The 25,624-nt window shown below is 65.1% G+C and carries 23 protein-coding genes; 12 read left to right on the top strand and 11 right to left on the bottom strand.

The window, feature by feature from the left end; genetic code table 11:
• The first annotated feature begins 12 nt into the window (after window positions 1–12).
• On the top strand, window positions 13–1,047 hold the full coding sequence (nrdF, locus tag FM101_RS01430) for a class 1b ribonucleoside-diphosphate reductase subunit beta (protein ID WP_086994394.1): 1,035 nt from the start codon (window positions 13–15) through the stop codon (window positions 1,045–1,047).
• A gap of 61 nt (window positions 1,048–1,108) precedes the next feature.
• On the opposite strand, the gene FM101_RS01435 is transcribed toward nrdF, so the two are convergent.
• Entirely contained in the window at window positions 1,109–1,858 is a 750-nt protein-coding gene (locus tag FM101_RS01435) for an SDR family oxidoreductase (protein ID WP_086994397.1), read from the bottom strand.
• A gap of 138 nt (window positions 1,859–1,996) precedes the next feature.
• Between FM101_RS01435 and FM101_RS01440 the strand changes: the two genes are divergently transcribed.
• Window positions 1,997–2,335 carry a YnfA family protein gene (locus tag FM101_RS01440; RefSeq protein ID WP_086994400.1) on the top strand — a complete coding sequence of 113 codons (339 nt, stop codon included), beginning with the start codon at window positions 1,997–1,999 and terminating at the stop codon, window positions 2,333–2,335.
• 42 nt (window positions 2,336–2,377) lie between these two features.
• On the opposite strand, the gene FM101_RS01445 is transcribed toward FM101_RS01440, so the two are convergent.
• The gene (locus tag FM101_RS01445) at window positions 2,378–3,616 is read right to left on the bottom strand and encodes an acyl-CoA dehydrogenase family protein (RefSeq protein WP_086994403.1); all 1,239 of its coding nucleotides are present in this window, start codon (window positions 3,614–3,616) and stop codon (window positions 2,378–2,380) included.
• Window positions 3,617–3,905: 289 nt separating this feature from the next.
• Between FM101_RS01445 and FM101_RS01450 the strand changes: the two genes are divergently transcribed.
• The gene (locus tag FM101_RS01450) at window positions 3,906–5,159 is read left to right on the top strand and encodes an acyl-CoA dehydrogenase family protein (RefSeq protein ID WP_086994405.1); all 1,254 of its coding nucleotides are present in this window, start codon (window positions 3,906–3,908) and stop codon (window positions 5,157–5,159) included.
• A gap of 6 nt (window positions 5,160–5,165) precedes the next feature.
• On the opposite strand, the gene FM101_RS01455 is transcribed toward FM101_RS01450, so the two are convergent.
• Window positions 5,166–6,305 (bottom strand): hypothetical protein, encoded by a 1,140-nt coding sequence (locus tag FM101_RS01455; RefSeq protein WP_086994408.1) that lies wholly within the window; start codon window positions 6,303–6,305, stop codon window positions 5,166–5,168.
• Window positions 6,306–6,398: 93 nt separating this feature from the next.
• On the opposite strand from FM101_RS01455, the gene FM101_RS01460 reads away from it, so the two are divergent.
• Window positions 6,399–6,992 carry a TetR/AcrR family transcriptional regulator gene (locus FM101_RS01460; protein WP_086994411.1) on the top strand — a complete coding sequence of 198 codons (594 nt, stop codon included), beginning with the start codon at window positions 6,399–6,401 and terminating at the stop codon, window positions 6,990–6,992.
• A gap of 124 nt (window positions 6,993–7,116) precedes the next feature.
• Window positions 7,117–8,655 (top strand): AMP-binding protein, encoded by a 1,539-nt coding sequence (locus tag FM101_RS01465; RefSeq protein ID WP_086994414.1) that lies wholly within the window; start codon window positions 7,117–7,119, stop codon window positions 8,653–8,655.
• Between the two features lie 55 nt (window positions 8,656–8,710).
• Here FM101_RS01465 and FM101_RS01470 read toward each other — a convergent pair whose 3' ends face one another.
• The 6 genes from FM101_RS01470 to FM101_RS01495 all read right to left on the bottom strand — a co-directional run bounded on the left by FM101_RS01470 (window position 8,711) and on the right by FM101_RS01495 (window position 13,974).
• Window positions 8,711–10,177: a J domain-containing protein gene (locus FM101_RS01470; protein WP_086994417.1), complete on the bottom strand. Its 1,467-nt coding sequence runs from the start codon at window positions 10,175–10,177 to the stop codon at window positions 8,711–8,713.
• Entirely contained in the window at window positions 10,174–10,956 is a 783-nt protein-coding gene (locus FM101_RS15500) for a hypothetical protein (protein WP_143269160.1), read from the bottom strand. The genes FM101_RS01470 and FM101_RS15500 overlap by 4 nt, the downstream gene beginning before the upstream one ends.
• A gap of 164 nt (window positions 10,957–11,120) precedes the next feature.
• Entirely contained in the window at window positions 11,121–12,542 is a 1,422-nt protein-coding gene (locus tag FM101_RS01480; protein ID WP_086994423.1) for a dihydrolipoyl dehydrogenase family protein, read from the bottom strand.
• A gap of 57 nt (window positions 12,543–12,599) precedes the next feature.
• Window positions 12,600–12,887, bottom strand: coding sequence for a YrhK family protein (locus FM101_RS01485; protein ID WP_086994426.1), 288 nt, complete (start codon window positions 12,885–12,887; stop codon window positions 12,600–12,602).
• A gap of 51 nt (window positions 12,888–12,938) precedes the next feature.
• Window positions 12,939–13,628, bottom strand: a complete 690-nt coding sequence (locus FM101_RS01490; protein ID WP_086994429.1) for a class I SAM-dependent methyltransferase — start codon at window positions 13,626–13,628, stop codon at window positions 12,939–12,941.
• 1 nt (window position 13,629) lies between these two features.
• Window positions 13,630–13,974: a hypothetical protein gene (locus FM101_RS01495; RefSeq protein ID WP_086994432.1), complete on the bottom strand. Its 345-nt coding sequence runs from the start codon at window positions 13,972–13,974 to the stop codon at window positions 13,630–13,632.
• A gap of 190 nt (window positions 13,975–14,164) precedes the next feature.
• Between FM101_RS01495 and FM101_RS01500 the strand changes: the two genes are divergently transcribed.
• Window positions 14,165–15,163, top strand: a complete 999-nt coding sequence (locus FM101_RS01500) for an NAD(P)-dependent alcohol dehydrogenase (protein ID WP_086994470.1) — start codon at window positions 14,165–14,167, stop codon at window positions 15,161–15,163.
• Window positions 15,164–15,251: 88 nt separating this feature from the next.
• Here the strand turns inward: FM101_RS01500 and FM101_RS01505 are convergent, their stop codons facing one another.
• On the bottom strand, window positions 15,252–15,797 hold the full coding sequence (locus tag FM101_RS01505) for a YceI family protein (RefSeq protein ID WP_086994434.1): 546 nt from the start codon (window positions 15,795–15,797) through the stop codon (window positions 15,252–15,254).
• Window positions 15,798–16,143: 346 nt separating this feature from the next.
• Between FM101_RS01505 and FM101_RS01510 the strand changes: the two genes are divergently transcribed.
• Window positions 16,144–17,541: an NAD(P)-binding domain-containing protein gene (locus tag FM101_RS01510; protein ID WP_256382367.1), complete on the top strand. Its 1,398-nt coding sequence runs from the start codon at window positions 16,144–16,146 to the stop codon at window positions 17,539–17,541.
• Window positions 17,542–17,736: 195 nt separating this feature from the next.
• Window positions 17,737–19,122 (top strand): aldehyde dehydrogenase family protein, encoded by a 1,386-nt coding sequence (locus FM101_RS01515; protein ID WP_428844131.1) that lies wholly within the window; start codon window positions 17,737–17,739, stop codon window positions 19,120–19,122.
• A gap of 26 nt (window positions 19,123–19,148) precedes the next feature.
• Here the strand turns inward: FM101_RS01515 and FM101_RS01520 are convergent, their stop codons facing one another.
• A complete protein-coding gene (locus FM101_RS01520; protein WP_086994443.1) occupies window positions 19,149–20,807 on the bottom strand; it encodes an ABC1 kinase family protein in 1,659 nt (552 codons plus the stop codon).
• Window positions 20,808–20,874: 67 nt separating this feature from the next.
• Between FM101_RS01520 and deoD the strand changes: the two genes are divergently transcribed.
• The 4 genes from deoD (at window position 20,875) to FM101_RS01540 (ending at window position 25,568) form a co-directional block, all read left to right on the top strand.
• Entirely contained in the window at window positions 20,875–21,582 is a 708-nt protein-coding gene (deoD, locus tag FM101_RS01525) for a purine-nucleoside phosphorylase (RefSeq protein ID WP_086994445.1), read from the top strand.
• A 103-nt stretch (window positions 21,583–21,685) separates the two neighbouring features.
• Window positions 21,686–23,230, top strand: coding sequence for an SLC13 family permease (locus FM101_RS01530; protein WP_086994448.1), 1,545 nt, complete (start codon window positions 21,686–21,688; stop codon window positions 23,228–23,230).
• A gap of 30 nt (window positions 23,231–23,260) precedes the next feature.
• The gene (locus FM101_RS01535; RefSeq protein WP_086994451.1) at window positions 23,261–23,668 is read left to right on the top strand and encodes an acyl-CoA thioesterase; all 408 of its coding nucleotides are present in this window, start codon (window positions 23,261–23,263) and stop codon (window positions 23,666–23,668) included.
• 283 nt (window positions 23,669–23,951) lie between these two features.
• Entirely contained in the window at window positions 23,952–25,568 is a 1,617-nt protein-coding gene (locus tag FM101_RS01540; protein WP_086994454.1) for a ribonuclease J, read from the top strand.
• Window positions 25,569–25,624: the final 56 nt, after the last annotated feature.

The following is a 25,624-nucleotide window of genomic DNA, read 5'->3' on the forward strand; positions in this document are numbered from 1 at the left end:
GCACCAAAACCCATGAGCTTGTCCCCAGAGGCCCCGGTCGCCGAACACCTCCTGCGCGACTCAGTCACCCCTCCCTCCTACCGAATCGACCCCGCAGCCCGGCTGCGGCCGATCAATTGGAACCGGGTCACCGACGAGAAGGACCTGGAGGTCTGGAACCGTTTGACGGCAAACTTCTGGCTGCCCGAGAAGGTCCCGCTCTCCAACGACATCCCTGCCTGGCAGCGCATGTCCCGGGAGGAAAGAACCCTCACCATGCGGGTTTTCACCGGGCTGACCATGCTTGACACCGTCCAGGCGACCGTCGGGGAGATCAGCCAGATCCAGGACGCCCGCACCGAACACGAGGAGGCCGTCTACACCAATATCGCGTTCATGCAGGCCGTGCATGCCCGCTCCTATTCCTCGGTCTTCTCCACACTGACCAGCACCCGGGAGATCGACGAGGCCTACGAATGGGCCGTGGGGAACGACCAGTTGCAGGAACGCTGCAAGAAGGTCCTGCAGCACTACTACGGGGATGATCCGCTCAAGCGCAAGGTCGCCTCCACGTTGCTCTCCTCGTTGCTGCTTTATGCGGGTTTCTACCTTCCCCTGCACTTTTCGGTGCACGCGACGCTGACCAACACAGCAGACATGATCCGCCTGATCCTGCGTGATAAGGCGGTGCACGGGTACTACTCCGGCTATAAGTTCCAGCGGGGCCTGGAGACCCGCAGCCGGGAGGAACAAGAAGAAATCCGGGCGTTCACCTATGAGCTGCTCGAGGAACTCTACGCGTTGGAACTGGAGTATTCCGGGGCGCTCTACGAACCGTTGGGACTGATGGAGGACGTCGCGGTCTTCGTGCGGTACAATGCCAATAAGGCGCTCATGAACCTGGGGTACCCCGCGCGGTTCCCTGCCGAGGAGACCGAGGTCAACCCGGAGATCCTGGCGGCCCTGTCGCCGGCAGCCGACGAGAACCACGACTTCTTCTCCGGTTCAGGTTCCTCCTATGTCATCGGCAAGGGGGAGGACACCACCGACTCCGACTGGGCGTTTTGAGCCGAGCTTCCCGAGGATGTGGGCACCCCGGGAAGTATGGGGCGGGGGTGCCGGTCACGGGCTAAGAGGGGAGAGCAGGTCGTTCCTGTAGGTATTGTGCGAAGGTCTGGTCTCCGAAGGGTTCTCCGGGGACCAGGTTCGCACCGGCGTCGAGCCCCTTGAAGACCTGGAGGAACGGCAAGCGCACCCGTAGCGAGGGGCGTCTGCCTCCCCGGACCGTACGCCATTGGCGGTACATCTGACCGATGTCCAGCTGTTCGGGACCGCCGATATCCGCCACCCGTCCACGGGGGACGCCGGCAGCCAGTTGCGCCAGCCGACCGGCCACCTCGGAGACGGAGATGGTCTGGAACCGCGCTGCCGGCGTCAGCACGACCGGCAGATGTCGTTGGGCGGTGAAGAGCCCCTCGATCAACGAGTGGAATTGGGTGGCCCGTTGCAACGTGAACGGGACGCCGGAGCCCTGCACGATCATTTCGATGGCGAGCCGCTGGTTGTAGTAGGCCAGCGGGATGTCCTCGATGCCGACGATCGAGATGAGCACCACATGTCCGATGCCGGCACGCTGGGCCGCGGCCACCAGATTCCGTGCCAACCTCAAGTCCCGTGCCCCTCCCGTATGGGCGCAATGGATGACCGTATCCACGCCGCGCAGGGCCTCGTCCAGGCCGTCCCCGGTGAAGAGGTCGACCGGGAGCAGGCCTGGGCGCCCTGAGCTGGAGGTACCCACTGCCTCCTGGCCGGCGGCCTCCACCGCGGCAAACGTCTGGGCCCCGAGTTGTCCACCGGCACCGGTGACCAGGATCTTCATCTCTGCCCCTTCCCTGCAGCGTCCGGGGGAGCGCCGGTTCGCGGTTGATCGTGTGACTAGTCTGCCCCGCTACCGCCACGAAGGGTACACCCGAGACCAACGACGACCGGGCGGCTCGGCGTCGGCCAGACTAGGGGCATGACCATCACGAAATCCGTCATTCTCTTCGCCCTGGCGGCCGTCGCCGAAATTGGTGGCGCCTGGCTGATCTGGCAGACCGTGCGCGAGGACCGGGCCTGGTGGCTCGCGGGCCTCGGCATCATGGCCCTGGGAGCCTACGGGTTCGTGGCAACCTTGCAGCCCGAGGCCAATTTCGGCCGCATCCTCGCCGCCTATGGGGGAGTGTTCGTCGCCGGCTCCCTTCTCTGGGGGATGGCCTTCGACGGGTTCCGGCCCGATCGGTGGGACCTCTTGGGCGCCATGATCTGCCTGGCGGGCGTCGCGGTCATCATGTTCGTTCCCCGGCAGGGAAGCTGAATCGGGCCGGGTCTGGGCGGTTTCCACCCTCGGCCCCGGGGATCAGGTGTACCAGGAGGGCTCGGGCAGACGGCCCAGGAGTTCGTATTCACCGACTTCACGCTTCTTATGGGCCACCGGGTCATGCAGTGAGTGGGTGCGGATATTGCGCCAGTAGATGTCCAGACCGACCTTATTCGAGGTCGCCCGCGCCCCGGTCAGCTCGAAGATCCTGTTGGTGGTCTCCAGTGCGACGTCGTTGGCGACCTGTTTCGCTGCCGCGACCCGTACCGCGACCTGGCCGCGCTCGCCGGCGGTGAGCTCCCCGCGCGGGGCATGGAGCAGCCCCGAGAGTTCGGCGTCCACCGCCCCGGCGAGCGCCTGGCCGGCCCAGAGCCGGGACCGGAGTTCGCCATAGGCCTGCAGGATGTAGGGGGCCTCGGTGGCGGAGTCCTTCGGGTCGGATCCGTAGGGCCAGGCCCTGGTCCTCTCGCGGGTGTAGGCGCCCGCGGTGGCCAAGGCCCCCTCGGCGATGCCCAGGTAGATCGCGGTGAAGATCTGCTGGGTCAGTGGCAGGTTCAGCGTGTTGTAGACCAGCGGCTGGAACTGCTGGTCGACGTAGCCGGCCGCTTGATCCCAGCCGACCTCGACCCCGGTGATGCTCACCCCGCCGGATTCGGAGAGGCGCTGGCCCAGGTTGTCCCAGTCACCGGCGAAGACGATGCCTTCCTGCGCCGTCGGGACGATCGCGAAGACGTGGTCGCCCCCGGGCAGCGCGCCTTCGAGGACCACCAGATCCGAGACCCGCGCCCCGGTGGAGAAGGACTTGCGGCCAGTAAAGACGAGGCTCCCGCCCAAGTCCTGGATCGCCAGGTCATGATCGCGCGGGTTGACGGCACCACCGAAGAACAGGTTGCCGGTGGTGTAGAGCTCCTCGACCGCCGCGATCTGCGCGTCCGTCCCCACCAGACGTACGGCCCAAGCCCACAGCAGGTGGTATCCGAGCAATTGGCCGATCGAGGCGTCCCCTGCCGAGACGGCACGAATGGCGCGCAACGCCGTCGTCCACTCCTGGCCCCCACCGCCATGCTCGACGGGACCCAACAGGACGGTCAGCCCCGATTCCTTGAGCAGACGGACCTCCGCCCACGGCGTGGCACCGGCGCGATCGCGTTCGACGGCGTCCAGGGTCAGGATCGCCCCGACCTCCTCGGCGCGAGTGATCCAGGCGGCGGGCGTGGCCGGCGCCGGCCGGCCGGACCAGGGTGAGGCGGCCAGTGCCTCGGTGAGCGTGGTGGTCATGGGTGGTCCCTTCATCGAGGGCGTCATGCGCCCGGTTCAACATCGGTGCACCCCACGCTAGGAACCGGGGCGGCCGCGCAACAGCAGATGACCGGGAGGGACGTCCCGCGACCGATTGCGTCCCGGTATGACACCGAAAAGTCATGGTACGACGGCGGCTCACACAGTTTCTGGATTGGCTCCGCGTCATCTTCGGTCACCGGGCGTCATCCGCTGTCACGGTGCCCCGGCAGGTAACCATCGGGACTAGTTTCGGCCCAAGAGCCACGAACCAACGTCAGGAGCAACCATGATCCAGCAGACCGCCGAACCCACCACCGTGTCCTCCCCGGAACTGGCCGCCCGCTTCCGCCCCATCTTCGGGCGCATCGCCGCGGGCGCCTCGCAACGGGAGAAGGACCACGAGCTGCCTGCCGCCCAGATCCGTGAGCTGGCCGACGCCGGGTTCGGTGCCCTGCGCGTGCCCGTCGAACACGGCGGCCTTGGCGCCTCCCTGCCACAACTCTTCGCGCTGCTGACCGAGCTGGCCGGCGCCGACTCGAACATCGCCCAGGCCCTGCGCGCCCACTTCGCCTTCGTCGAGGACCGCATCCTTGCCGGGCCCGGTCCGGGGCGGGACGTCTGGCTGGATCGGTTCGTGCGGGGGGAACTCGTCGGCAACTCGTGGACCGAAATTGGTGCCGTGGAGGTCGGACAGGTGCAGACCAAGGTCGTCCCTGCTCCGGATCTGGGGCCGGGGAAGTTCCGGGTGAACGGGGCCAAGTTCTACTCCACCGGCAGTATCTTCGCCGACTGGATCGATGTCTACGCCGAACGTACCGACACGTCCACCCGCGTCATCGCCGCGGTCGACGCCCACCAGTCCGGGGTGCGGCACGGCGATGACTGGGATGGCTTCGGACAGCAGACCACCGGCTCGGGATCCTCCACGTTCACCGACGCCGTGGTGACGGAGGAGAATCTCATCGACTTCGGCACCCGGTTCAAATACCAGACGGCCTTCTACCAGGCGGTGCTGCTGGTGGTGCAGGCCGGCAGCATCCGGGCGGCCCAGCGCGAGTTCTCCGACGAGGTCCGCACCCGGACCCGGACCTTCAGCCACGCAGCGGCACCGGTATGGCGCGAGGATCCGCAGATCCTGCAGGTCGTGGGCGAGCTGGCCGCCGCCGGGTTCGCGGGGGAGGCGATCGTCGACAAGGTGGCGGCTGCCCTGCAGGGGGCCCACGACGCGGCTCTCCAGCTGCGGGCCGGGGACATTACCGGCGAACAGGAGGAGCAGGTCAACGACGCCGCCGAACTTGCCTCGGCACAGGGGCAGGTCGCGCTGACACCGCTGTCGGTCAACGCGATTTCACACGCCTTCGACGCCCTGGCCGCCTCGGCGACGTCCACGACGAAGAACCTGGACCGGCACTGGCGCAATGCGCGGACGGCCTCGAACCACAACCCGTACGTCTTCAAGGCCCGCCTGATCGGCGACCTGGCGGTGAACGGGGCCTCCCTGCCCCGAGTCTGGGCCATCGGCGCCTCGGCGAAGGGGTAGGTGACCTCAGGCGAGGTGCTTGGCCATCGTTCGCGACCCGGCAGCCTGCCCGGCATCCTCGTGGGGCCCGTCGATCGTGGCCACCGGGTGGGCGTGCCTGCCGGATTCCTGCCTGGTCGCCACGGCGTCAGTGGAGCCCTGGACGTGGACGACTTCCTGGTTTCGATAGTGACCTGCCAGTGTGAAGACCAGGCCCAGCAAGGCCCAGCCGACCAGGACCAGCCACTCGAAGGAGGTGTTCACCGCCGGGAAATAGGACAGATCCTTCAGCAGGGTCGTCGAGGATCCCGGGACGAACCATTGGCCGATGGCCCCGAACGGTTCGGGCAGGAACTGCGAGGGGGCCGTGGCACCCGAGATCGGGTTGGCCACCAGCATCGTCAATACGGCGCCCACGGGTATGCCCAACGTTCCGAGGAGTGAGTTCAGCCCCACGATCAGTGAGCTGGTTCCCAGCAAGGCCAATCCGGCCGCCACCAGGTTGAGCAGGGCGTTGCCCTGCAACACCCCGTACATCCCCTGCATGAACACGGTGATGATCGCGCCGCCGAGGAGGGCGTAGACCACCAAAGCCGTGAGGCGGCGCCGATTTCCTGTGATCAGCAACGAGACCAGGATCCCGCCGAGCATCCCGCCCAGCGTCAGGGGGAAGGAGGCAAGCGCCAAGCCCGAACCGTTGGAGTCCGCCGAAAGCAGGGGAACGACGTCGGTGAAGGTCACCTGAGGTGCTTCCCGGCCGTTCGCACCGGCGGCTTTGGCCAGCTGCCCCTGCAGCTGCTGGCCGAGCCCCTTCATGAGCTGGGTGACGGCGGTTCCGTTGGCGCCGCCGTCGAGCACTTCGGGGTGGGACCCGAGGATGACGGCACCGAAAGCCTCGCGGTTCTTGACCAGATCGACCGCGTCGGCACGGCTGTCGACCGTCGTGATCTCGAAGACCCCATCGGCTTCCTGCCCGAGAGCATGGGTGACTTGACGGACCTGGGCGTCGGGCCCCGATACGGCCACCGGGATGTTCTGGGGTGATGAGTTCATCCCCGGCCAGGTGAAGGCGAGCAAGAGGATGCCGACGACCGCGGCAGCGGCGACTGCGAGCACGATGACGCGCTGCCATCTGGTGTGTGGGGTCGAGGTGGTGGTGTTGGACATGGGTGCCCCTCGCTAGTAAAAAGAATGAACGTTCTCTATAGTGGGGGTTGTTAGCTTTCCCGTCAAGAACGATCATTCTTTTTGGAGTGGATCATGCCGAAGGTCACCGAGGACTACCGGGCGGCCCGCCGCCTGGAAATCAGCCAAGCAGCGCTGCGCTGCTTCGTTCGAAAGGGCTTCCAGGGCGCTTCGATGGCCGACATTATTGCCGAATCGGGGCTCTCCGCCGGGGCGATCTACGGGCACTTCAAGAGCAAGGACGAATTAATCGAGGCGGCCATCCACGAAGTGGTCGAGCTTCATGAGGGCCTGGTGTCCGAGGCGGACGAGGACGGGGCGCTCCCCTCGCCGCATCAGGTTCTGCGGCGCTTCATTATCGGGTTGACGGGTCGGTTCGAGGACCTGGGCCTGCTGGTCCAGGTCTGGGCCGAAGCGACCACGGATGCCTCGTTCCGGCGGACCGCCGCGGGTGCCGCCGCCGGACTGCAGGCGATCTTCGAACGCTATGCGCTCGCCTGGTTGACCCGACCCGGCTCCATGGTGGAGGGGGATCCGGCGGGACTTTCCCGCCGATACGGCGCCGTCATGCTGGGCGCCTGCCAGGGGTACATCGTCCAGTCGGCGCTGCTGGAGGATTTCGATGCCGAGTCCTACCTGGCCGGGTTGGAGATCCTGCGCCTGCCCTGAATGACCGGGGCTACTCCGGCCCCGACGACGCTTCCTTCAGCTGCCCGTGAAACGGAGTTTCTTGACGTGGGCCTCGGTTTCATTACACACTGATGTGACATACCCCACGAGCCGAGGAGCGGCAATGTTCGCCACCCTGTCAGTTGCCGCCATCATCGCGGAATCCGCACAACGCTTCGGCGACCGCCCGGCCATGACGCTGGCCGGAGAAACCGTGACCTACACGCAGCTGTGGGAGCAGACCCGCACCTACGCCGGTGCCCTGCGTGATCGAGGAGTCGGCCCCGGATCCCGGGTGGCCGTGCTCATCCCCAATGTCATCGACTTCGCCCGCACCTACTATGCGGTGCTGGCCCTTGGCGCGACGGTTGTCCCCGTACACGCGCTGTTGAAACGCCACGAAATCGAATACATCCTCAACGACGCTGAGGCGTCTCTCTTGGTCTGTGCAGCCCCGCTGTTGGGGGAAGGCGCGAAGGCTGCCACGGCAGCCGACGTCGATCTAGTAACTGTCTTGGCCCCGGAAGGTGAGGGTCCTGACCGCCTCGAGGACCTGGCTGGCCAGGCAACCCCCATCGACACCTACCTGCCGATGCGCCCCGACGATACTGCGACGATCCTCTACACCTCGGGCACCACCGGCAAATCCAAGGGGGCGCTGGGCTGCCACTTCGCCCTCCTGGAGCAGGTCAACGTGCTGCTGACCAGCACCTTCGACTACCGCGAGGGCGACCGGGTCTTCGGTGGACTACCCCTGTTCCACACCTTCGGGCAGACAGTGGTGCTCAACGCGGGACTCCGTGCCGGAGCGGAAATCATGTTGCTGCCCAAATTCACCCCCGCCGCCGCCCTGGATCTGTTGCTCGATCAGGACGTCGATATTTTCTGCGGGGTGCCCACCATGTATATGGGACTGCTGCAGGCCCACCGGGATCGACCGGAGAAGCCGACCAAACTGCGTTACGCAGTGTCCGGCGGCTCGGCACTACCGGTGGCCGCGCTCCACGACTTCGAAAAGGGGTTCGGTGCCCCGGTCCATGAGGGCTGGGGGCTGACCGAGACCTCACCGGTGGCCGCCTTCAACCACGTGGGCGACGTGCCGGTTCCCGGCAGTGTCGGCAAGGCCATCTGGGGTGTGGATATCGAGGTCGCCCGTCCCGAGGTGGCCGAATCGATCGAATTCCTGCCCCGCGGAGAGCTGGGCGAGTTCGTGGTCCGCGGACACAACCTCTTTTCCGGCTACCTCAACCGCCCCGAGGCCACCGCCGAAGCGGTCGTCGACGGCTGGTTCCGTACCGGAGACTTGGGCACCAAGGACGACGACGGCATCCTGCGGATCATGGACCGCAAGAAGGAAATGATCCTGCGCAACGGCTACAACGTGTATCCACGCGAGGTGGAGGAGTTCCTGATGGAACATCCTGACATCGACAGCGTTGCCGTCTTCGGCGTGGAGGATGCAACCCACGGCCAGGAGGTCGCGGCAGCGGTCTCGTTGGTCCCGGGTAGCAAGCTCACCGCAGATGACATTCGTGCCTATGCCAAGGATGGGGTGGCTGCCTATAAGTACCCGCGGATCGTGCAGATCGTCACCGAGTTCCCGGTCGGACCCAGCGGCAAGATCCTCAAACGCGAACTCGTCGCCCAATACTCCAAGGAGTAGCCCCGATGGTCGTCCGGGGCGCTGGGGGCCCCGCACGGCCGTGACGGCTGGGCACTTAGTTACCTGGTGGGGCCATGAAAGTGAAGAGCAAACGCGATAGTTGCCGTCGATCCGTTTTCACAACGGCTCCTTCGGACAGCCAGTTGCCGATATCTCTCAAAAAGGGCTCCGGCGTGTGAAGAGCCGGCTTATCCCCCGCCTGTCGATTGTTGGTCCGGATGACTCCTCCGTCTCGGCTGTGGAGGATGTACCAACCCCGGACCTCCAGTTTGGGGAAATGGTGCTGGTAGGTGGCAACCGTCGTCGGAAAACTGGTGGCCACCATTTGGGGTTGCTCGTGGGGACGGGCATGGAGCAGGGAGTGCCCCAACCAGTAGTAGTCGCCACGTGGCCAATTTTTGGAATCGACGAGGGCCAGCCGGTTGCCGCAGAGTACGGCTTGGATAACGTCAGACGTGGCGCCACCGGGGGAACCCAAGCCGTGAATGATCTTAGTCCCGGGAATTTTGATCAGCGTTCCCATTAGTTGGCCGGTCATGATTTTGCTGAGCGCTACGGCGCTAATGTTTCGCTGGTTGTTGTGGCCGTGTGCGGCAGCTGTCCCGCCGTCAGGATTGCCCCAGGTATCGAACACCTTGAAATCTTTGGTGGGGAGCATCTGACTGGCTTTCAGATTTCTTCTCGAGGAACTGGCATGGAACAGCTCAACCGTGAGGATGAAGAGCACGAGCCAAGCTGCTGGCATCAGCCAACCGGGCCCGGGCTCGCTATAAGCGATATACCACGTTGCCGCAGCGCCGAGGAGCAAACCGATGATGTAGCGCACCAGGCCGAGATGATGACGGGCGCGTGCATAACCGAAGAATAATGTGATGGCGGGAAGCACCGCCACGAAGATCAGAACGTCGGTAACCCAATTATCTGAGCGTGAAGTCTCGAAGGCGCTGATGAGCGCAGGGATGATGTAGAGCAAACTCAGCATGGAGAAAGCCAACCAGGCAAAGAACCGTTGGCTCCGCTTGAAGATCTTCGGCCAGGTGATTCCCGGAGCGGGCTTTTTGGGTCCCGAGTACTCCTTTCGGAACCATTCCATGGAATTGAGATCGATGGATTCGCGGTCGAATACGTTGTAGCCAGCGAGTCGGGATGGATCCTCGTTTGCAAAATCGGGGACAGCGGACTTCGCGTCCGGTGTCTTCTGGCGAGTGGTGGGGGAGACGTCTTGCTCTTGACCCCAGCCGACATCTGGCTCGCGCTCCGGTTCAGTTGGAGAGTCCGCTTTACTATTCTCCGCGTCGTTTTGGGAACGCATGCGCGCGAGCGCGCGGTCGAAATCTGCCCGTTCCTGTGGGTTGCTGAGTACCCGGAACGCCTCGTTGACCGAGGCAGCCATGGCAACGTCACCGTTGGCACCCGAGTCGGGATGCACTTCCTTCATCCAGGCGCGGTGGGTCGCCTTGATGACGTGGAGTGGTGCTTGGTCCGCAACGCCAAGCACCTCATAGTGATTTTGAAAACTCATGCGATTCCCCGTCCGGTGGAAGACGGGAGGCTTGCCTCATTTTTGCGTGGGGCCAACCGGTACTGCAGCTGCTGCACTTGCCAGTGACGAGAACCATGCTGGCGCGAAGCCTGGATGGCGACTGCTGTATCTTCGGACATTCGCAGGGCTGAAACGCTGTGCCGGCTGACGTCCCCCTCCGGGGAGGAATGGCGGACGGCTTGGCATTGGAAAAAGGTAGGGCTTGGAACCAGGTCCGTCAGTCCCTTACGGACTGCGTGGGGCAGGTACTGCAGTTGACCATGTGCTTCGGCATAGACTGCTTCGGATGAGGGCACGTCGGCGCTGGTAGAGGCGGCCCCGGTGCTTCGTGAATCGAACTGCATATTCTCGGAATCGTCGATCACATCACCAGTGCGCTCCTTGGCAGTGCCTTCTATCGCATATTCGTCAATGCTGGAAATAGCCCATGGCCCTTGTGGTCGGAAACGACCGTCTGGCGATGGGGCTACTTCACGTTCAGAGGTGACGACGAGGATGCGTTGAAGTTGGGCCTGCCAGCCGGTGCGCCGGAGGAAGTGCCGGCCACTTTTCTTGCTGCGCCGTACTTTTCCATCGCTGCTGGCAGCGTTGATGACGACCGCCCCACCCCCGGGCGAAGGGCGTGCTTTGAGATCTTCGAAGGAGATGACCGTACCGCTCCAGCTGCCTTCAGAGACATCGGCTCCCTTGCTCCCGGCTTCGGGCCGTCGCGCTGGCGACTTGGACCCTTGTGACGCGTACGCGGATATTTCACCCATGGGATCCCCCACTATCGACTTTTGAGACTATGGCGATCGTACTCATCCGGGTATGAGGGATACAAAGCAGACGGGATCGTATCGATGGGGCCGTCGCTGTCCGAGCGCTGCTCGACTACGACGAAGCGTATGGACTGGTCGGCGCGGGTGGCACCCGCGCGCGGTCACCGGTCCCACTGTGGTTTTCTGGCCAGTCGTGCGCGCCGGATTCGGGCCAGCAGGCCCAGAACAAGACTCATCGGAGGGGCGGCCAACCGGCCCCGGACCTCCTCCAAGGCGGCCTGCTGCAAGGCCTCGGAGTAGGTCGGATACGGGTGGATGGTTCCGGCGATATCTGCCGCGCCCAGTTTGGCCCGTACCGCCAGCGTGAGTTCGCTCAGTTGGTCCCCGGCCCGTGGTCCCACGATCGTGCCGCCGACGAGTTTGCCCTTCCGGTCCACCACGATCCGGGTATAGCCCTGCGTCCGGCCCGCGGTGATGGCCCGATCCAGCTCGTCATGCCAGCGCGTGTGCACGCGGTCCCCCGGTTTGGACGCGGTGATGCGCCCGACGGCGGCGACTTCAGGAGAAGTGAAAGTGACCCGCGGAACGGCGCTGGGGATCCGGCGGCGTAGACCGAGTGCCGCGTTGGAGGCGGCCACGCTTCCGTGGGTTCCTGCCACATGGGTGAACTGTTCGTGGGTCGTCACATCACCCGCTGCGCGGACGGACGGGTTCGACGTGCGCAGGGTCCCGTCGGTGACGATGCATCCCTGCCCATCCAGTTCGACACCGAGGTGCTCCAACCCCAGCCCACGGGTCCGCGGCCTACGCCCGGTGGCCAGAAGGACCAGATCGGCGTCGACTTCCTCCCCGGTGTCCAGCAGCAGCCGGGCCCCACCTGCTGCACGGGTGGCTTCGGTGATACCGATGTTCTCCAGGATCCGCAGGCCGTCCGCTTCCAGGCTCCGGCGCAGGATGTCCGCCGCATCCTGGTCTTCCTTGGGCAACAGGCGGGAACGGACCACCAGGGTCACCTTCGATCCCAGCCGGGCGAAGGCCTGACCGATTTCGCAGCCGACTGGTCCGCCTCCGATGATGACCAGGCGGTCCGGTAGTTCGGTGAGGTCCCAGATCCCCTCCGATGTCACGGTCAAGGCCGGGTCCAGGCCCGGGATATGGGGGACGGAGGGAGTGCTGCCGGTGGCCAGGAGCCCCTGCCGGAAACGGATGGTGCGCCCCTCGACTTCGGCCACGCCCGGCCCCCGGAAGCGGAGTGTTCCCTGGAGGACCTCGACCCCGGCGGCGCGCAACGCCTGGGGCGAATCCATGGGTTCAATGGTCCTGATTGCAGCGGCGATGTGCTCCCGTACCGTCGAGAACTCCAGTGCTTCTCCGGCGGCTTGTTGGCTGGCGATCGATGCTTTTGCTGCCGTGAGCAGCGTCTTCGAGGGGACGCAGCCGAAATACAGGCAGTCTCCACCGGTGCGTTCCTGTTCCACCAGCAGTGTCTGGACGCCGAATTCGGCGGCTGTCATGGCGCCGACCATTCCCGCTGCCCCACCGCCGACCACCAGGAATTCGACGGTCCGGTCCCGAGCTGTCATGTCTGGCCTTCCGCTTGCTGCGTTTCTTCGAATGCTACGACCGGGACATGCCCGCGGCTATGGGGTGGCTTGTTGGTTGCCGCCTCCGGAGGCCTGCAGCTCGTCGAGACGCGCGAGCTTGATTTCACGGATCAGCCGCAAGGTCGGTTTCAACGCGAAGCAGAGGGAACCGATCAGGAAGAGCCAGGTGGCGAAGAACGTGGTCGACTCCGAGAAGAAGAAGATGCTGCCGACGATGAACAGGAGCGCGGCCAGGAAATCGACGCTGGTGTAGGCGATCTCGTACCGGGCCGTGAGTCGGCTGTGTTCCCGGCTTTGGTGTTGGTGGTCGCGGGTGAAAAGCATGGGGACCCCTGATTCGTGGTTGGTTTCGGCCGGGGCGGTCGGTCCTGGTCATTATCCACCCGATGCTCCGGGGTCGTGCCCTGTTGATCCGTGGGGACGAAGGGGAATCCTTCCGGCGCGGATCTGTAGATGGCCCCCACGGGCCTGGTCGGGGACGACGTCGGTGCATTGCTCCTCCACGGCGGTCCAGGGGTGGGCGGTGATATCGGAACCACCGAGCCGGCAGGCGGCTTCCGCCAGCCAGCCCAGCGCACGGGCCGCCCCGAGAGGGCGCTGCATATCAACGACGCAGATGGTCCCGCCGGGTACCAACGTCGAGCACACGTGGTCGAAGGCCGTGTGCCAGTGAGGCATCAGCGATAAGGAATAGGTGGCCAGGGCCTTCGCCGAATGCGGGCGGGCCCCCTGCTGGCGCAGCGTTGAGGACAGCTCGGCGGCGGTCATGGTTTGGGCATCAGCCTGGATCAGCGCCACGTTGGTCCACCCCCGGGCTTGCACTCTGCGACGTGCCTGCCGGAGCATCGCCGCGCTGCTGTCGATGCCCACGATGCGTCCGGTCTTCCCGATCCCGGCCTGCAATGAGGCGAAGTTCAATCCGGTGCCGCAACCGATATCGAGGATCTGATCGCCCGGCGCCGGTTGCAGGGCACGGATTCCGCGGACCCGACCGGCCCGGTAGACCGGCCATTCCCCGGAGAGGGCGTCGTAGAACGGGGCGAACCTGGTGTATTTGTCCGGCATATCAGCTCGTCGCGTCAGGGGATGCGGGCGACGGGTGGCCAGCCCGGCCGGAGAGGGCAGGGCAATGCTCGAAGACCAGAGAGAGGATCCACGAGACCTCGGTCCCCATCGCGGGGCAGTCCCGACGCATCCTGCGCCAGGCATCCACGTAGACATCGTGAAGAACTGATTGGGCCCGCAGCGGATCACCGAGGATGTGGCAGGCCAAGCCGTAGGCCCGCCGGCACGTCAGTTCATAGAAGGCCTCCATCGCCCCGGTGCCGCCGTTGGCCAACCGCCGAACCAGATCGGTCTCCGTCGTTCCCTCCGCAGGGGAAGGAGTCCGGTCTTGAGGAGCATCAGGCATCGAAGCCACCATGAGCAGGGCCCCCTGACGTGAATATGTCCTGCACGCTTCCCCCCGGATGATGACTACCTGTGCTCCACACTAACGCCAGTCGTAAGATTTTCTAGTAACTTTTCAGAAAAGAAGTAGGTTGATTTCCTGGACCGCCGATGCTGCCAGGCTGCCGGCGGGAGGCGATAGCATCAGAACCATGGAAAATCCCAGCGCAGTTCTTCGTGGCATTCGCGACGTCGTCATCGAGGACCGGCCGGTTCCGGTCCCGGGCCATGGTCAGGTCCTGGTCGCGGTGAAGGCCACCGGCATCTGCGGCTCGGATATCCATTACTACGAGCAGGGCCGGATCGGGGATTTCGTGTTGGAGGCCCCGATGGTGATCGGTCATGAGTCGGCGGGCCTCATCAATGCCGTCGGCTCGGGGGTCGATCCGTCGAGGGTGGGCGAGCAGGTCGCCTTGGAGCCAGGGGTGCCCTGCCGGCGCTGTCTCCAGTGCCGGTCTGGACGCTATAACCTGTGCCCCGACGTCGTCTTCTTCGCGACCCCACCGGTGGACGGTTCCATTTCCAGGTACGTGGTGATCGACGCCGATTTCGCCCACCGGGCTCCGGAGGAAATCTCTCTCGAGCAGGCGGCCCTGGCCGAGCCCGTCTCGGTGGGGGTGTGGGCTGCCCGCAAGGCCTCCATCACCGCGGGGGATCGGGTGCTGGTCGCCGGGGCGGGACCGATCGGCCTGCTCGCGGCGCAGGTCGCCCGCGCCCAGGGGGCGGATGGGGTGACCGTGACGGACGTGAACGAGTATCGACTGTCGGTGGCCAGCGCGATGGGGCTGGAGGCGGTGCGGGCCGGGGAGGAACCGCCCGGGGACTTCACCGTTCTGCTGGAATGCTCCGGCGCTGGAGCCGCACTGGATCACGGACTCCGCGCGCTGGCTCCCGCCGGACGGGCCGTGCTGGTCGGGATGGGTGCCGACGAGGTTTCCGTGAGCGTGCCGCTCATCCAGGGCCGGGAGCTGACCATCAGCGGGGTCTTCAGGTATGCGAACACCTATCCGACGGCTTTGGGGCTCATCGCCTCCGGTGCCGTCGATGTGGAGGCCGTGATCACCCACCGTTTCGCTCTGGAGGAGACGGAATCCGCGCTGACGCTGGCCGCGCGGGAACCGGATTCCCTCAAGGCAGTGGTGCTGAACTAGCGACTTCCAGGGGCGCTGGGCCACAAGAGGCCAGCCACCACCCCGTGTCGGGGCGTGGCTGGCGTCGTGATCCGTTGACCTGATCCGGCTAGTCTGCGGCGGGCAGGACGAAGGCGGAGTCGACCGTGATGGTGACCTGATCTCCGACCAGGACTCCGCCGGCCTCGAGCGCTGCGTTCCAGGTCATCCCGAAGGCCTTGCGAGAGATCCGGGTGGTGGCCGAAAACCCGGCCCGGGTGGTGCCGAAGGGGTCGACGGCGACGCCGCCAAATTCCACAGCGAGCTCGATGGGCAAGGTCGTTTCCTTGATGGTCAATTCACCGGAGAGGGTGAATTCCTCCGTGGAGCCCTGCGCTCCGGTGGAAACGAACGTCATCTCGGGAAACCCCTCGACGTCGAAGAAGTCAGCGCCCTTGACGTGTCCATCGCGATTGGGGTCCTTGGAATCGAAGGAGTCGGTCTTGATGGAGGCCCTCACGGTGGAGGAAGCGAGGGAATCGTGGACTTCCAAGGTGGCGTCGGCGTCGGTGAACGACCCGCGAACCTTGCTGATGCCGGCATGCCGAACACTGAATCCGATGTCCGTGTGTGCGGTGTCGAGCTGCCAGATGCCGGGGGTCAAGGTTGCTGCCATGTCTGTCTCCTGAGGGGTGTCGATCAAGCAAATTTTGTATGCGTATGCATCTATCGTGAACGAATATAGTTGATGCGTCAAGTTAATATGTGTTTGATTCCCCAGGTCGGCCTCCGGGAGCGTGTCCGACGGGCGGCAGGGCAAAAACCTACCCGGTGGTAAGGTCGGAGGATTCACGGTGCGGATTCCACGCACCCACCGTCCGTAAGAACCGCAGCGGAACTTCAGCGCGGCAGGCGGTATGACAGACGACTGAAGCCGTGCGTCGAGGTGTACTACCGGTTCTCCGGGACTCCGTGCGGCCCAGCTGATGCAGGGGCCGAAGAGGCCGGAAGGATGGATTTTCGTGGCACAACGCGTGGCAATTATTGGGGCCGGACCCAGCGGCATGGCACAACTGCGCGCCTTCGAGGCAGCACGGCAGGCAGGTAAGGACGTCCCGGAGGTCGTCTGCTACGAAAAGCAGGACGACTGGGGCGGGCAATGGAACTACAACTGGCGCACCGGGATCGATGAGTTCGGCGAGCCGGTGCACTCGAGCATGTACCGCAACCTCTGGTCCAATGGCCCCAAGGAAGCGCTGGAATTCAGCGACTACAGCTTCGACGAACATTTCGGCCGCCCGATTTCCTCCTACCCACCACGACCGGTGCTGTGGGACTACATCGACGGGCGGATGGCCCAGTCCGGGCTCAAGGAGCAGGTCAACTTCTGCCATGCGGTGCGGTGGGTCCACTATAGCGAGCAGTCGCAGAAGTTCACGGTGGTCGTGGATGACCTGTCCGCAGGCACCAGCAAGACCGAGGAATTCGACCACGTCGTCGTCGGTTCCGGACACTTCAGTTTCCCCAACGTCCCCGACTTCGCAGGCATCGAGACCTTCCACGGGACCTTGCACCACGCCCACGACTTCCGCGGTGCCGAGAAGCTGGCCGATCAGGACGTCCTGCTGATCGGCGCCAGCTATTCAGCCGAGGACATCGGCGTCCAGGCCTTCAAGATGGGTGCACGTTCGGTGACGCTGAGCTACCGCAGCGGCCCCATGGGCTACGACTGGCCCACCGGCATGCAGGAAGTACCGCTGATCGATCGGTTCGAGGGCCAGATCGTCCACTTCGTCGACGGCACCTCCCTGCACGTTGACGCAGTGATCCTGTGCACCGGCTATCTGCATAAGTACCCGTTCCTTCCTGCCGACGTGGCGCTGAATTCGCCCAATAACGTCTACCCGGACGGCCTGTACCGCGGCGTCGTCTCCGACGTCAACGAGAAGCTCTTCTACCTCGGTGCCCAGGACCAGTGGTTCACCTTCAACATGTTCGACGCCCAGGCCTGGTATGTGCGTGATGTGATCCTCGGGGAAGCCCAGCTGCCCTCGGCCCAGGAGCGCACCGAGCATATGCGCCGCTGGCGTGAGAGCTTCCTGGCCATCGACGGCGATGCCGATGAAGTACGGTTCCAGGCCGACTACATCCGTGACCTGCTCGAGGCCACCGACTACCCGCCCTTCGACGTCGATGAGGTCGTGGAGATCTTCCTGGCCTGGAAGGAAGATAAGCAGAAGAACATCCTGACCTACCGGGACAAGACCTACAGGTCGGTGAAGACCGGAACGATGGCGGCCACGCACCATACCCCGTGGCTGCGCGAATTGGATGACAGTCTGGAACGCTATCTTTCGACCCCTGAAGTCGACCCCCTGGAGGAGATGGTGGACGGCGAGGTCCAGGAGGCGGGCCGGTAGTACTTCCCGGGCCGGCACCGGAACGCTGCGCTGGTATCCACCCCAGGAACCCGGAAAGACAAGACACCCGAGGTGTTCCACGGCAGAGTGGAGGTTAGCGACCACCACGCGTCCTCACCACGAGCGGCGCACGCAGCAAAGGAGCAGCCCATGAGTACGCAGCCGGCCCCCCAGCCATTGACCTACCAGGACCTCATGGGGCGGATCTCCGCACCGGGGGAGGGGCGGAGCATCACCGACCCGGCGACAGGGCAGGAAGTCGGGCGGTCCCCGGCGGGGACCGTCGCCGACCTGAACGCCGCCGTCGCCGTAGCCAGGTCGGCTCAGCCGGGGTGGGGTGCCCGCTCCCACGGCGAGCGCAGCGGATACCTCAACGCTGCCGCCGACGCGGTGGAGGCTTCCGCCGAGGCGTTGGCCGAACTACTCTCCCGCGAACAGGGCAAGCCGCTGAACGGGCCCAACGCCCGCTTCGAAGTGGGGGCCTGCTCGGCCTGGCTGCGGGCGGCAGCCGCTTTCGAACTCGAACCCGAGGTCGTGGTGGACGACGGTGAAACCCATGCCGTGGTGCACTACCGTCCACTGGGGGTCGTGGGGGCCATCGGCCCGTGGAACTGGCCGATGATGATCTCCGTCTGGCAGATCGCCCCGTCACTGCGCATGGGCAATACGGTGGTCCTCAAACCCAGCGAATACACCCCGCTATCGGTGCTGGGCCTGGCAGCCGTGCTGAACCAGGTGCTGCCCGAGGGGCTGCTGCAGGTCATCCCCGGGGGCCGCGACGTCGGGGAGGCACTGTCGGGGCATGCGGATGTCGACAAGATCATGTTCACCGGCTCCACCGCCACCGGAAAGGCGATCATCCGCTCCTCCGCCGATACGGTGAAGCGCCTGACCCTTGAACTGGGCGGCAACGACGCGGGGATCGTGCTCGACGACGTCGACCCCCAGGCCATTGCCGAGGACCTGTTCTGGGGCGCCTTCATCAACACCGGGCAAACCTGCGCGGCCATGAAACGGCTCTACGTTCCGGAGGCCATCTACGAACAGGTCTGCGATGCCCTGGTCGAGGTCGCTGCCAAGATGCCCATGGGTGTGGGGCTGGACGAGAACAACGTCCTGGGGCCCCTACAGAACCAGGCTCAATACGACGTCGTGGCCCGGCTCGTCGACGCGGCGAAGGCCTCGGGGGCCCGGGTGCTCATCGGTGGGGAACCGGAATCCGGTCAGCCCGGGTACTTCTACCCGACGACCCTGATCGCCGACATCGACAACGCCAACCCGCTGGTGGCCGAAGAACAGTTCGGCCCGGCCCTGCCGATCATCCGCTACTCCACGATCGAGGAAGCCGTCGAGATGGCCAATGGCCTGGACGTGGGCCTGGGGGCCTCCGTCTGGTCGGCCGACCCGGCACGGGCCCGGGAGGTCGCCGCCCGGATCGAGGCCGGCACCGTATGGATCAACAAGCACGGTGCCGTGGACCCACGGATCCCCTTCGGCGGGGTCAAGCAGTCCGGCTACGGACTCGAATTCGGTGTTGCCGGGCTCAAGGCCCTAGGCGTCCCGCAGGTCATTGCCGGCTGACCCGTCGGCACGGGACGTTTCCCGTGTCAGCTTCGCCGCCGGCGTGAGGTCCAGGCCAGATAACCACCCAGGGCGCCTACTCCTCCCACGCCGGCGGTGAAAAGGGCTTGTGGCCACCGGTGCCAGCGGGTCGGCTGGCTGCCGACGAGTCCGCCGACAGCGGTGATCAGCGCCGCGGTGACCAGCCCGGCCACGATGCGGTTTCCGGTATGGTCCAACCGGTCCATGAGCTCATCGAGTTCCTCGGTGCGGATGCGCACGTCCACGCCTCCACTTTCCAAAATCTCGGTGGCCCGGCGGATCAGCTCGGGGGCTTCGGCCCCCAGGTTCATGGCCTCCGAGGCGATGAGCTTGAGATGTTCGGCGACGGCACCGGGGGAAACCGAAGCCAGCATCAGCCGCCGCGCATAGGGGGAGACCTCGGAGAGCAGATCGAAGGACGGGTCGACCTCCTGGCCCAACCCCTCGGCCATGGCCAGCATCTTGATGAGCAAGGCGGTATCGGGTGGGAGCCGGAGCTGGTGGCGACGCAACATGGCGACCACGTCATTGACGATGAGCGTCAGCGGGACCTCCGCTAACGGTTGATCGGCATAGCGGTCCAACAGCTGGGCCAGGTGGGCCTGGAGTTCGGCCCGCCGGCTCGTCTGCCCGGCCCCGCACAGCCGCAACAGGGCCGTGGTCATCCGGTGGGGGTCCCGGAGGACGATGGCTTGCAGCAGCTTCACGAGTTGGCGTTTCAGCTCGTCGCTGACGTGTCCGACCATGCCGAAGTCGATGATGCCGAACCGTCCGTCGCCCTCGACGAAGAAGTTCCCCGGATGCGGATCGGCATGAAAGAAACCGTGTTCGAAAACCATCCGCAGCAGCACGTTGCACGCCCGGGACGCCACCTCGGAGGGGTCCAGGCCTGCGGCATGCAGGCCCTGCACATCGGTGATTTTCAGCCCGCGCATCCGCTGAAGTGTCAACACCCGCGACGTCGTCGTACTCCAGAAGACCTCGGGGATATGGACCTTCTCATCGGTGGCGAAGTCCTTGGCGAACCGTTCGGCGTTGCGGCCTTCCGCCAGATAGTCCAGTTCCCCGCGCAACGTCCGGGCAAACTCGTCGACGGTATCTGCCAGCCGCAATCCCCGGGCCGTGGCCGAAGCCTGTTCGGCCAGCTTGGCGATCTCTGCCATGATCTCCAGGTCGTTGTTGACCTGTTCCACGATTCCGGGGCGGCGCACCTTGACCACCACGTCACGTCCCTGGACCGTGGCCACATGGGCCTGACCGATGGAACCGGTGGCCAGTGGGGTGGGATCCATGGTGGACAGAAGTTTCGCGGCTTCGGGACCCAGCTCGGCCTCGATCACTGCCCGGATCTCGGTGAAGGGCACTGAAGGGGTTCCGTCCTGGAGTTGAGCCAGTTCGGCCACGTACTCGGCAGGCAACAAATCAGAGCGGGTGGAAAGAACCTGCCCGAACTTCACATAGACGGCCCCCAGATCCTCCAGGGCGAGGCGGAGTCGTTGGGGGAGGCCCTGGTCCTTTCCCTGGCCGGCGGGGAACCGGGCCGCCGGACCCAGGATGCGGGCATCCACCCCGAGGGCGGCGAGCAGGAAGCCCAAACCGTGCCGGCTGAAGGTCTCGGCAATATCGCGGAAGCGTTCGCGGCGACCGGTCATGGCATGCCACATCGTAAGCAGGTTCCCATGTCGGTCATGCTATCGTCCCGTGCAACCACCCCAACCATCCAGGAGCGTCATGGCCACCCCGCATATCTCAGCAGAACCCGGCGACTTCGCACCCCATGTGCTGATGCCCGGGGATCCGCGACGCGCCCAGCGCATCGCCGAAACCTTCTTGGAGAACCCGAGACTGGTGACCGAGGTCCGCGGCATCCAGGGGTATACCGGAACCGTCGACGGCCAGCCGGTATCGGTGATGGCCTCGGGGATGGGCAGTCCCTCGATCAGCATCTACGCGACCGAACTGGCCAGGTTCTATGGGGTGAAGCGGATCATCAGGGTCGGCACCATGGGCAGCATGCAACCGCAGCTGAAGGTCGGAGACGTGGTGGCTGCCGCAGCAGCCCACACCACCTCGGCGATGACCGCCGTCAGTTTCCCCGGCGTGCATATGAGCCATACCCCCGATTTCGGGTTGTTGCGCGCCGCCGTCGCCCACGGAGAAGACAGCGGGAAGAGGGTCCACGTCGGTTCCGTGCTGACCAGCGACGACTTCTACAACGGCGATCCCGAGGCCATGGCCCGACTCGCCGACGCCGGAACCCTGGCGGTGGAGATGGAAGCTGCCGCCCTGTATGCGGTGGGCATGCGCGAGGGCATCGAGACCCTGATGCTGGGCACCGTTTCCGACGGCAGCCCCGGTTCTTCCGACCTCACCGCGCAGGAACGTGAGGAGACCTTCACCGAGATGGTGGGGTTCGCGCTGGCGGCCTTGCGCTCCTGAGGTCCGCGCCGGCCCGCGTGGTGCTCTGGGCAGAACAGGCCGTATCGGAGATAGTGGGCGGACGGGACCGAACCATCCCGTCCGTGCCAGCAGGAGGACCGTGATGACAACGCCGTCAAACGAACCAGACACCCGACCGAACGAAGCCCCTCGAGACACCGCAGAGGACGACGAACAGGCGCCCGGGCTCCGCGAACCCGCCGAAAGCCCGGCCATCTTGATGCGCAAACGGATCGGGCTGTTCGCCGGGCCGGTCCTGGCCGTCGTCGTTTTCTTCCTCCTGCCCGGTGACCTGGCCCAACCGGCACGGCTGACGGCAGCGGTGGCGACCGTGATGGCGCTGTGGTGGATGACCGAGGCGATCCCGTTGGCTGCCACCGCGCTGCTTCCGCTCGTCTTATTCCCCGTGCTTAACATCGCCGGCATGGCGGATGCGGCCACACCCTATGCGAATCCGATCATCTTCTTGTTCATGGGTGGATTCATGTTGGCGTTGGCTTTGCAGCGGTGGAACCTGCACCGGCGGATCGCGCTGGCCACCGTATTGCTGGTGGGCACCAAACCCCGCCAACTGATCGGCGGGTTCATGATCGCCACCGGGTTCATGAGCATGTGGGTTTCCAACACGGCCACGGCGGTCATGATGCTGCCCATCGGTATGTCGGTGCTGGCCTTGACCGCACGGATGAGCGAGGACCAGAAGGTCCCGCCGAAATTCGGGATCGCCCTGATGCTCGGCATCGCCTACTCCGCCTCCATCGGCTCGCTGGGAACCATCATCGGCACCCCACCGAACGCCCTGATGGTCGGCTACCTGCAGCAGGCCCACGACATCAACATCGGCTTCGGCCAGTGGATGCTGGTGGGCGTTCCCATGTCGGTCGTCTTCATGGTCATGGCCTGGTACCTGCTCACCTTCGTGATCTTCAAGCCCGAGATCACCGAGATCCCGGGCGGACGCAAGCTCATCTCCGATGAGTACCGGAAGCTGGGCCGGATGAACGTCGGCGAGAAACTGGTGCTGGTGATCTTCGTGCTCGCCGCCGCCTCCTGGATCACCGTCCCGCTGCTGTGGCCCGATACCTCCATCGAGGACGCCGTGATCGCGATGTGCGTCGCCGTGGCCCTGTTCATCATCCCGGCCAATCCGCGCAAGGGCGTCCCGCTGCTGAACTGGGGCGCCGCGAAGGAACTTCCGTGGGACATCCTGTTGCTCTTCGGTGGCGGGCTGGCACTGTCGGCACAATTCACCGAAACGGGCCTGAGCAAATGGGTCGGGGAACAGGTGGACGGCCTGGGTTTCCTGCCCGTGGTGATCCTGATCGCCGCCGTGGCACTCATTGTGCTGGGCCTGACGGAACTGACCAGCAACACCGCCACCGCGGCCGCCTTCCTGCCACTGATCGGAGGGGTCGCCGTCGGCCTGGGGCTGGACCCGATGCTCCTGGTGATTCCCGTAGCCATTGCCGCAACCTGCGCCTTCATGCTGCCGGTGGCCACCCCACCGAACGCCATCGCCTACTCCAGTGGCTACGTCGAGATCTCCGACATGCTCAAGGCGGGCATCTGGCTGAACCTCATCTCCCTGGTCCTCACCACGCTGACCACCATGACCCTGGCGGTCTGGGTGTTCAACATCGTCTACTAGCGTCCGGGGCCCGAAGGATAGGGTGAAGCGATGAGTTCCACTGACTTCACCATTGCCTTGCGCTGGTCCGACCAAGACGCCAACGGCCACCTGAACCACGCGCGTATCGTCACGCTCATGGAGGAAGCCCGGGTGCGGTGGACCCGCATTGAGGACGGGTTTGCCCAGCTCCTGCTCGGTGTTGTCGTCGCATCGATGACCGTGGACTACCTGGCCCAGGCCGAATACATCCCGTCGATGACCATCAGTCTGGGCATCGAACGCATCGGGACGAAGTCCTTCACCCTGCGCCATACGGGCATCCAACAGGGGACGACGGTCTTCGTGGGCACCACGGTCATCGTCCCACTGGCGGAGGACCGTACCGGGGCACGTGCGCTGAGCGCTGAAGAGCGCAAAGCGTTGGAACGCCACCGGCTGCAGGACCCGACGAGCTGACCTGCCAGCGGCACTCGTCGTCCGCGGGAAGCCCGGAGATTTCACGCTGTCCCCGGACGGCGGCATCCCAGCGCCCCAGCGGTGGTAAAGTCGAGGGAGATTTGCTTCTGCCGCCCGTGGGTCGCTGAAGCCCTTGATTTTCCCGGTTCGCTCCGGCGTCGACTATTCACTTGACGCTGCCGGCCGGATACCGCAGAAACCACAACAGCACAGAGAACGGACACTCTTGAGAAAAAAGCAGCACCAGACACCGCCCGCCCTCGCCAAGGGAGCCCTGCGGGTCATGCCCCTGGGTGGCCTCGGCGAGATCGGCCGCAACATGACCGTCTTCGAATACGGCGGCAAGTTGCTCATTGTCGACTGTGGTGTCCTCTTCCCCGAGGAACAACACCCCGGCGTCGACGTGATCCTGCCGGACTTCTCGGCGATCCGTGACCGTCTGGACGATGTGGTGGGCCTCGTGCTCACCCACGGCCACGAAGACCATATCGGTGGCATCCCGTACCTGCTGCGCGAACGCGCAGACATCCCACTGATCTCCGCACGCTTGACGCTGGCCTTCGTGAAGACCAAGCTGCAGGAACACCGGATCAAGCCCAACGTGGTCCAGGTCAAGGAAGGCGAACGCAAGAAGTTCGGGCCCTTCGACCTCGAATTCCTGGCCGTCAACCACTCCATCCCCGATGGCCTGGCCGTGGCGATCCGCACCGGTGCCGGCACCGTGCTGGCCACGGGCGACTTCAAGATGGACCAGTTCCCGCTGGACCGCCGCATCACCGACCTGGCCGGCTTCGCCCGTCTGGGGGAGGAAGGCGTGGACCTGTTCCTGCCGGACTCCACCAACGCCGAGGTTCCGGGTTTCATGGCCGCCGAAGCAGATCTGCTGCCCGCGATCGACAATGTCATGCGTACCGCCCCGCGCCGCGTGATCGTCTCCTCCTTCGCCTCGCATGTGCACCGCATCCAGCAGGTCATCGACTCCGCGCATAAATACGGCCGTAAGGTCGCCTTCGTGGGCCGTTCGATGGTCCGGAACATGGGCACGGCCCGCGAGCTGGGCTACCTGAAGATCCCGCGCAACGTGCTCGTGGACTTCAAGGAGGTCGACAAGATGGCGCCGGAAAAGGTCGTCATCATCTGCACCGGTTCACAGGGTGAGCCGATGGCCGCCCTGGCACGGATGGCCAACCAGGACCACATCATCGACCTCGTCGAGGGCGACACCGTCCTGCTGGCCTCCTCGCTGGTTCCGGGTAACGAGACCTCGATCTACCGTCTGATCAATGATCTGACGAAGCTCGGCGCCAACGTCGTGCATAAGGGCAACGCGAAGGTCCACGTCTCCGGACATGCCTCGGCCGGGGAGCTGGTGTACTGCTACAACCTGGTGCGCCCGAAGAACGTCATGCCGGTCCACGGCGAGCACCGCCACCTCAAGGCCAACGCCGAGCTGGCGATCCGCACCGGAGTGGATCCCAAGAACGCACTGGTCCTCGAGGACGGTGTGACCGTCGACCTCAAGGACGGCGTCGCCCGCGTCTCGGGCAACGTCGCCGCCGACTACGTCTACGTCGAGAACATGGTCGCCGGCGCGGCCACGGAGGAGTCCCTGCAGGACCGCATCCGCCTGGCCGAGGACGGCGCGCTGACCGTGCTGGCCATTGTGGACCCGGAGACCGGTGCCCTGGAAGAGGACCCGGAGTTCTTCCCCGTGGGCTTCAGCTTCTCCGATAAGGACCTCGGCAAGGCTGTCGGCATCGTCGAGAAGACGCTCAACGGTCTCAAAGGTGTCAAGACGGGACCCGACGCGGAACGTGCGATCTCCCAGGCCCTGGTGCGCTGGTCCGATCGTGCCCTGCGCCGCAAGCCCGTCGTCACGGTCATCACCGTCGACGCCTAGGTGTATTGACCACTGAGGTTGGGTACGCGGGCAGCGGGTGGAAGTCCTCGTAGTGA

The organism is Arthrobacter rhombi, from assembly GCF_900163545.1.
Lineage (GTDB): Bacteria > Actinomycetota > Actinomycetes > Actinomycetales > Micrococcaceae > Arthrobacter_H > Arthrobacter_H rhombi_A.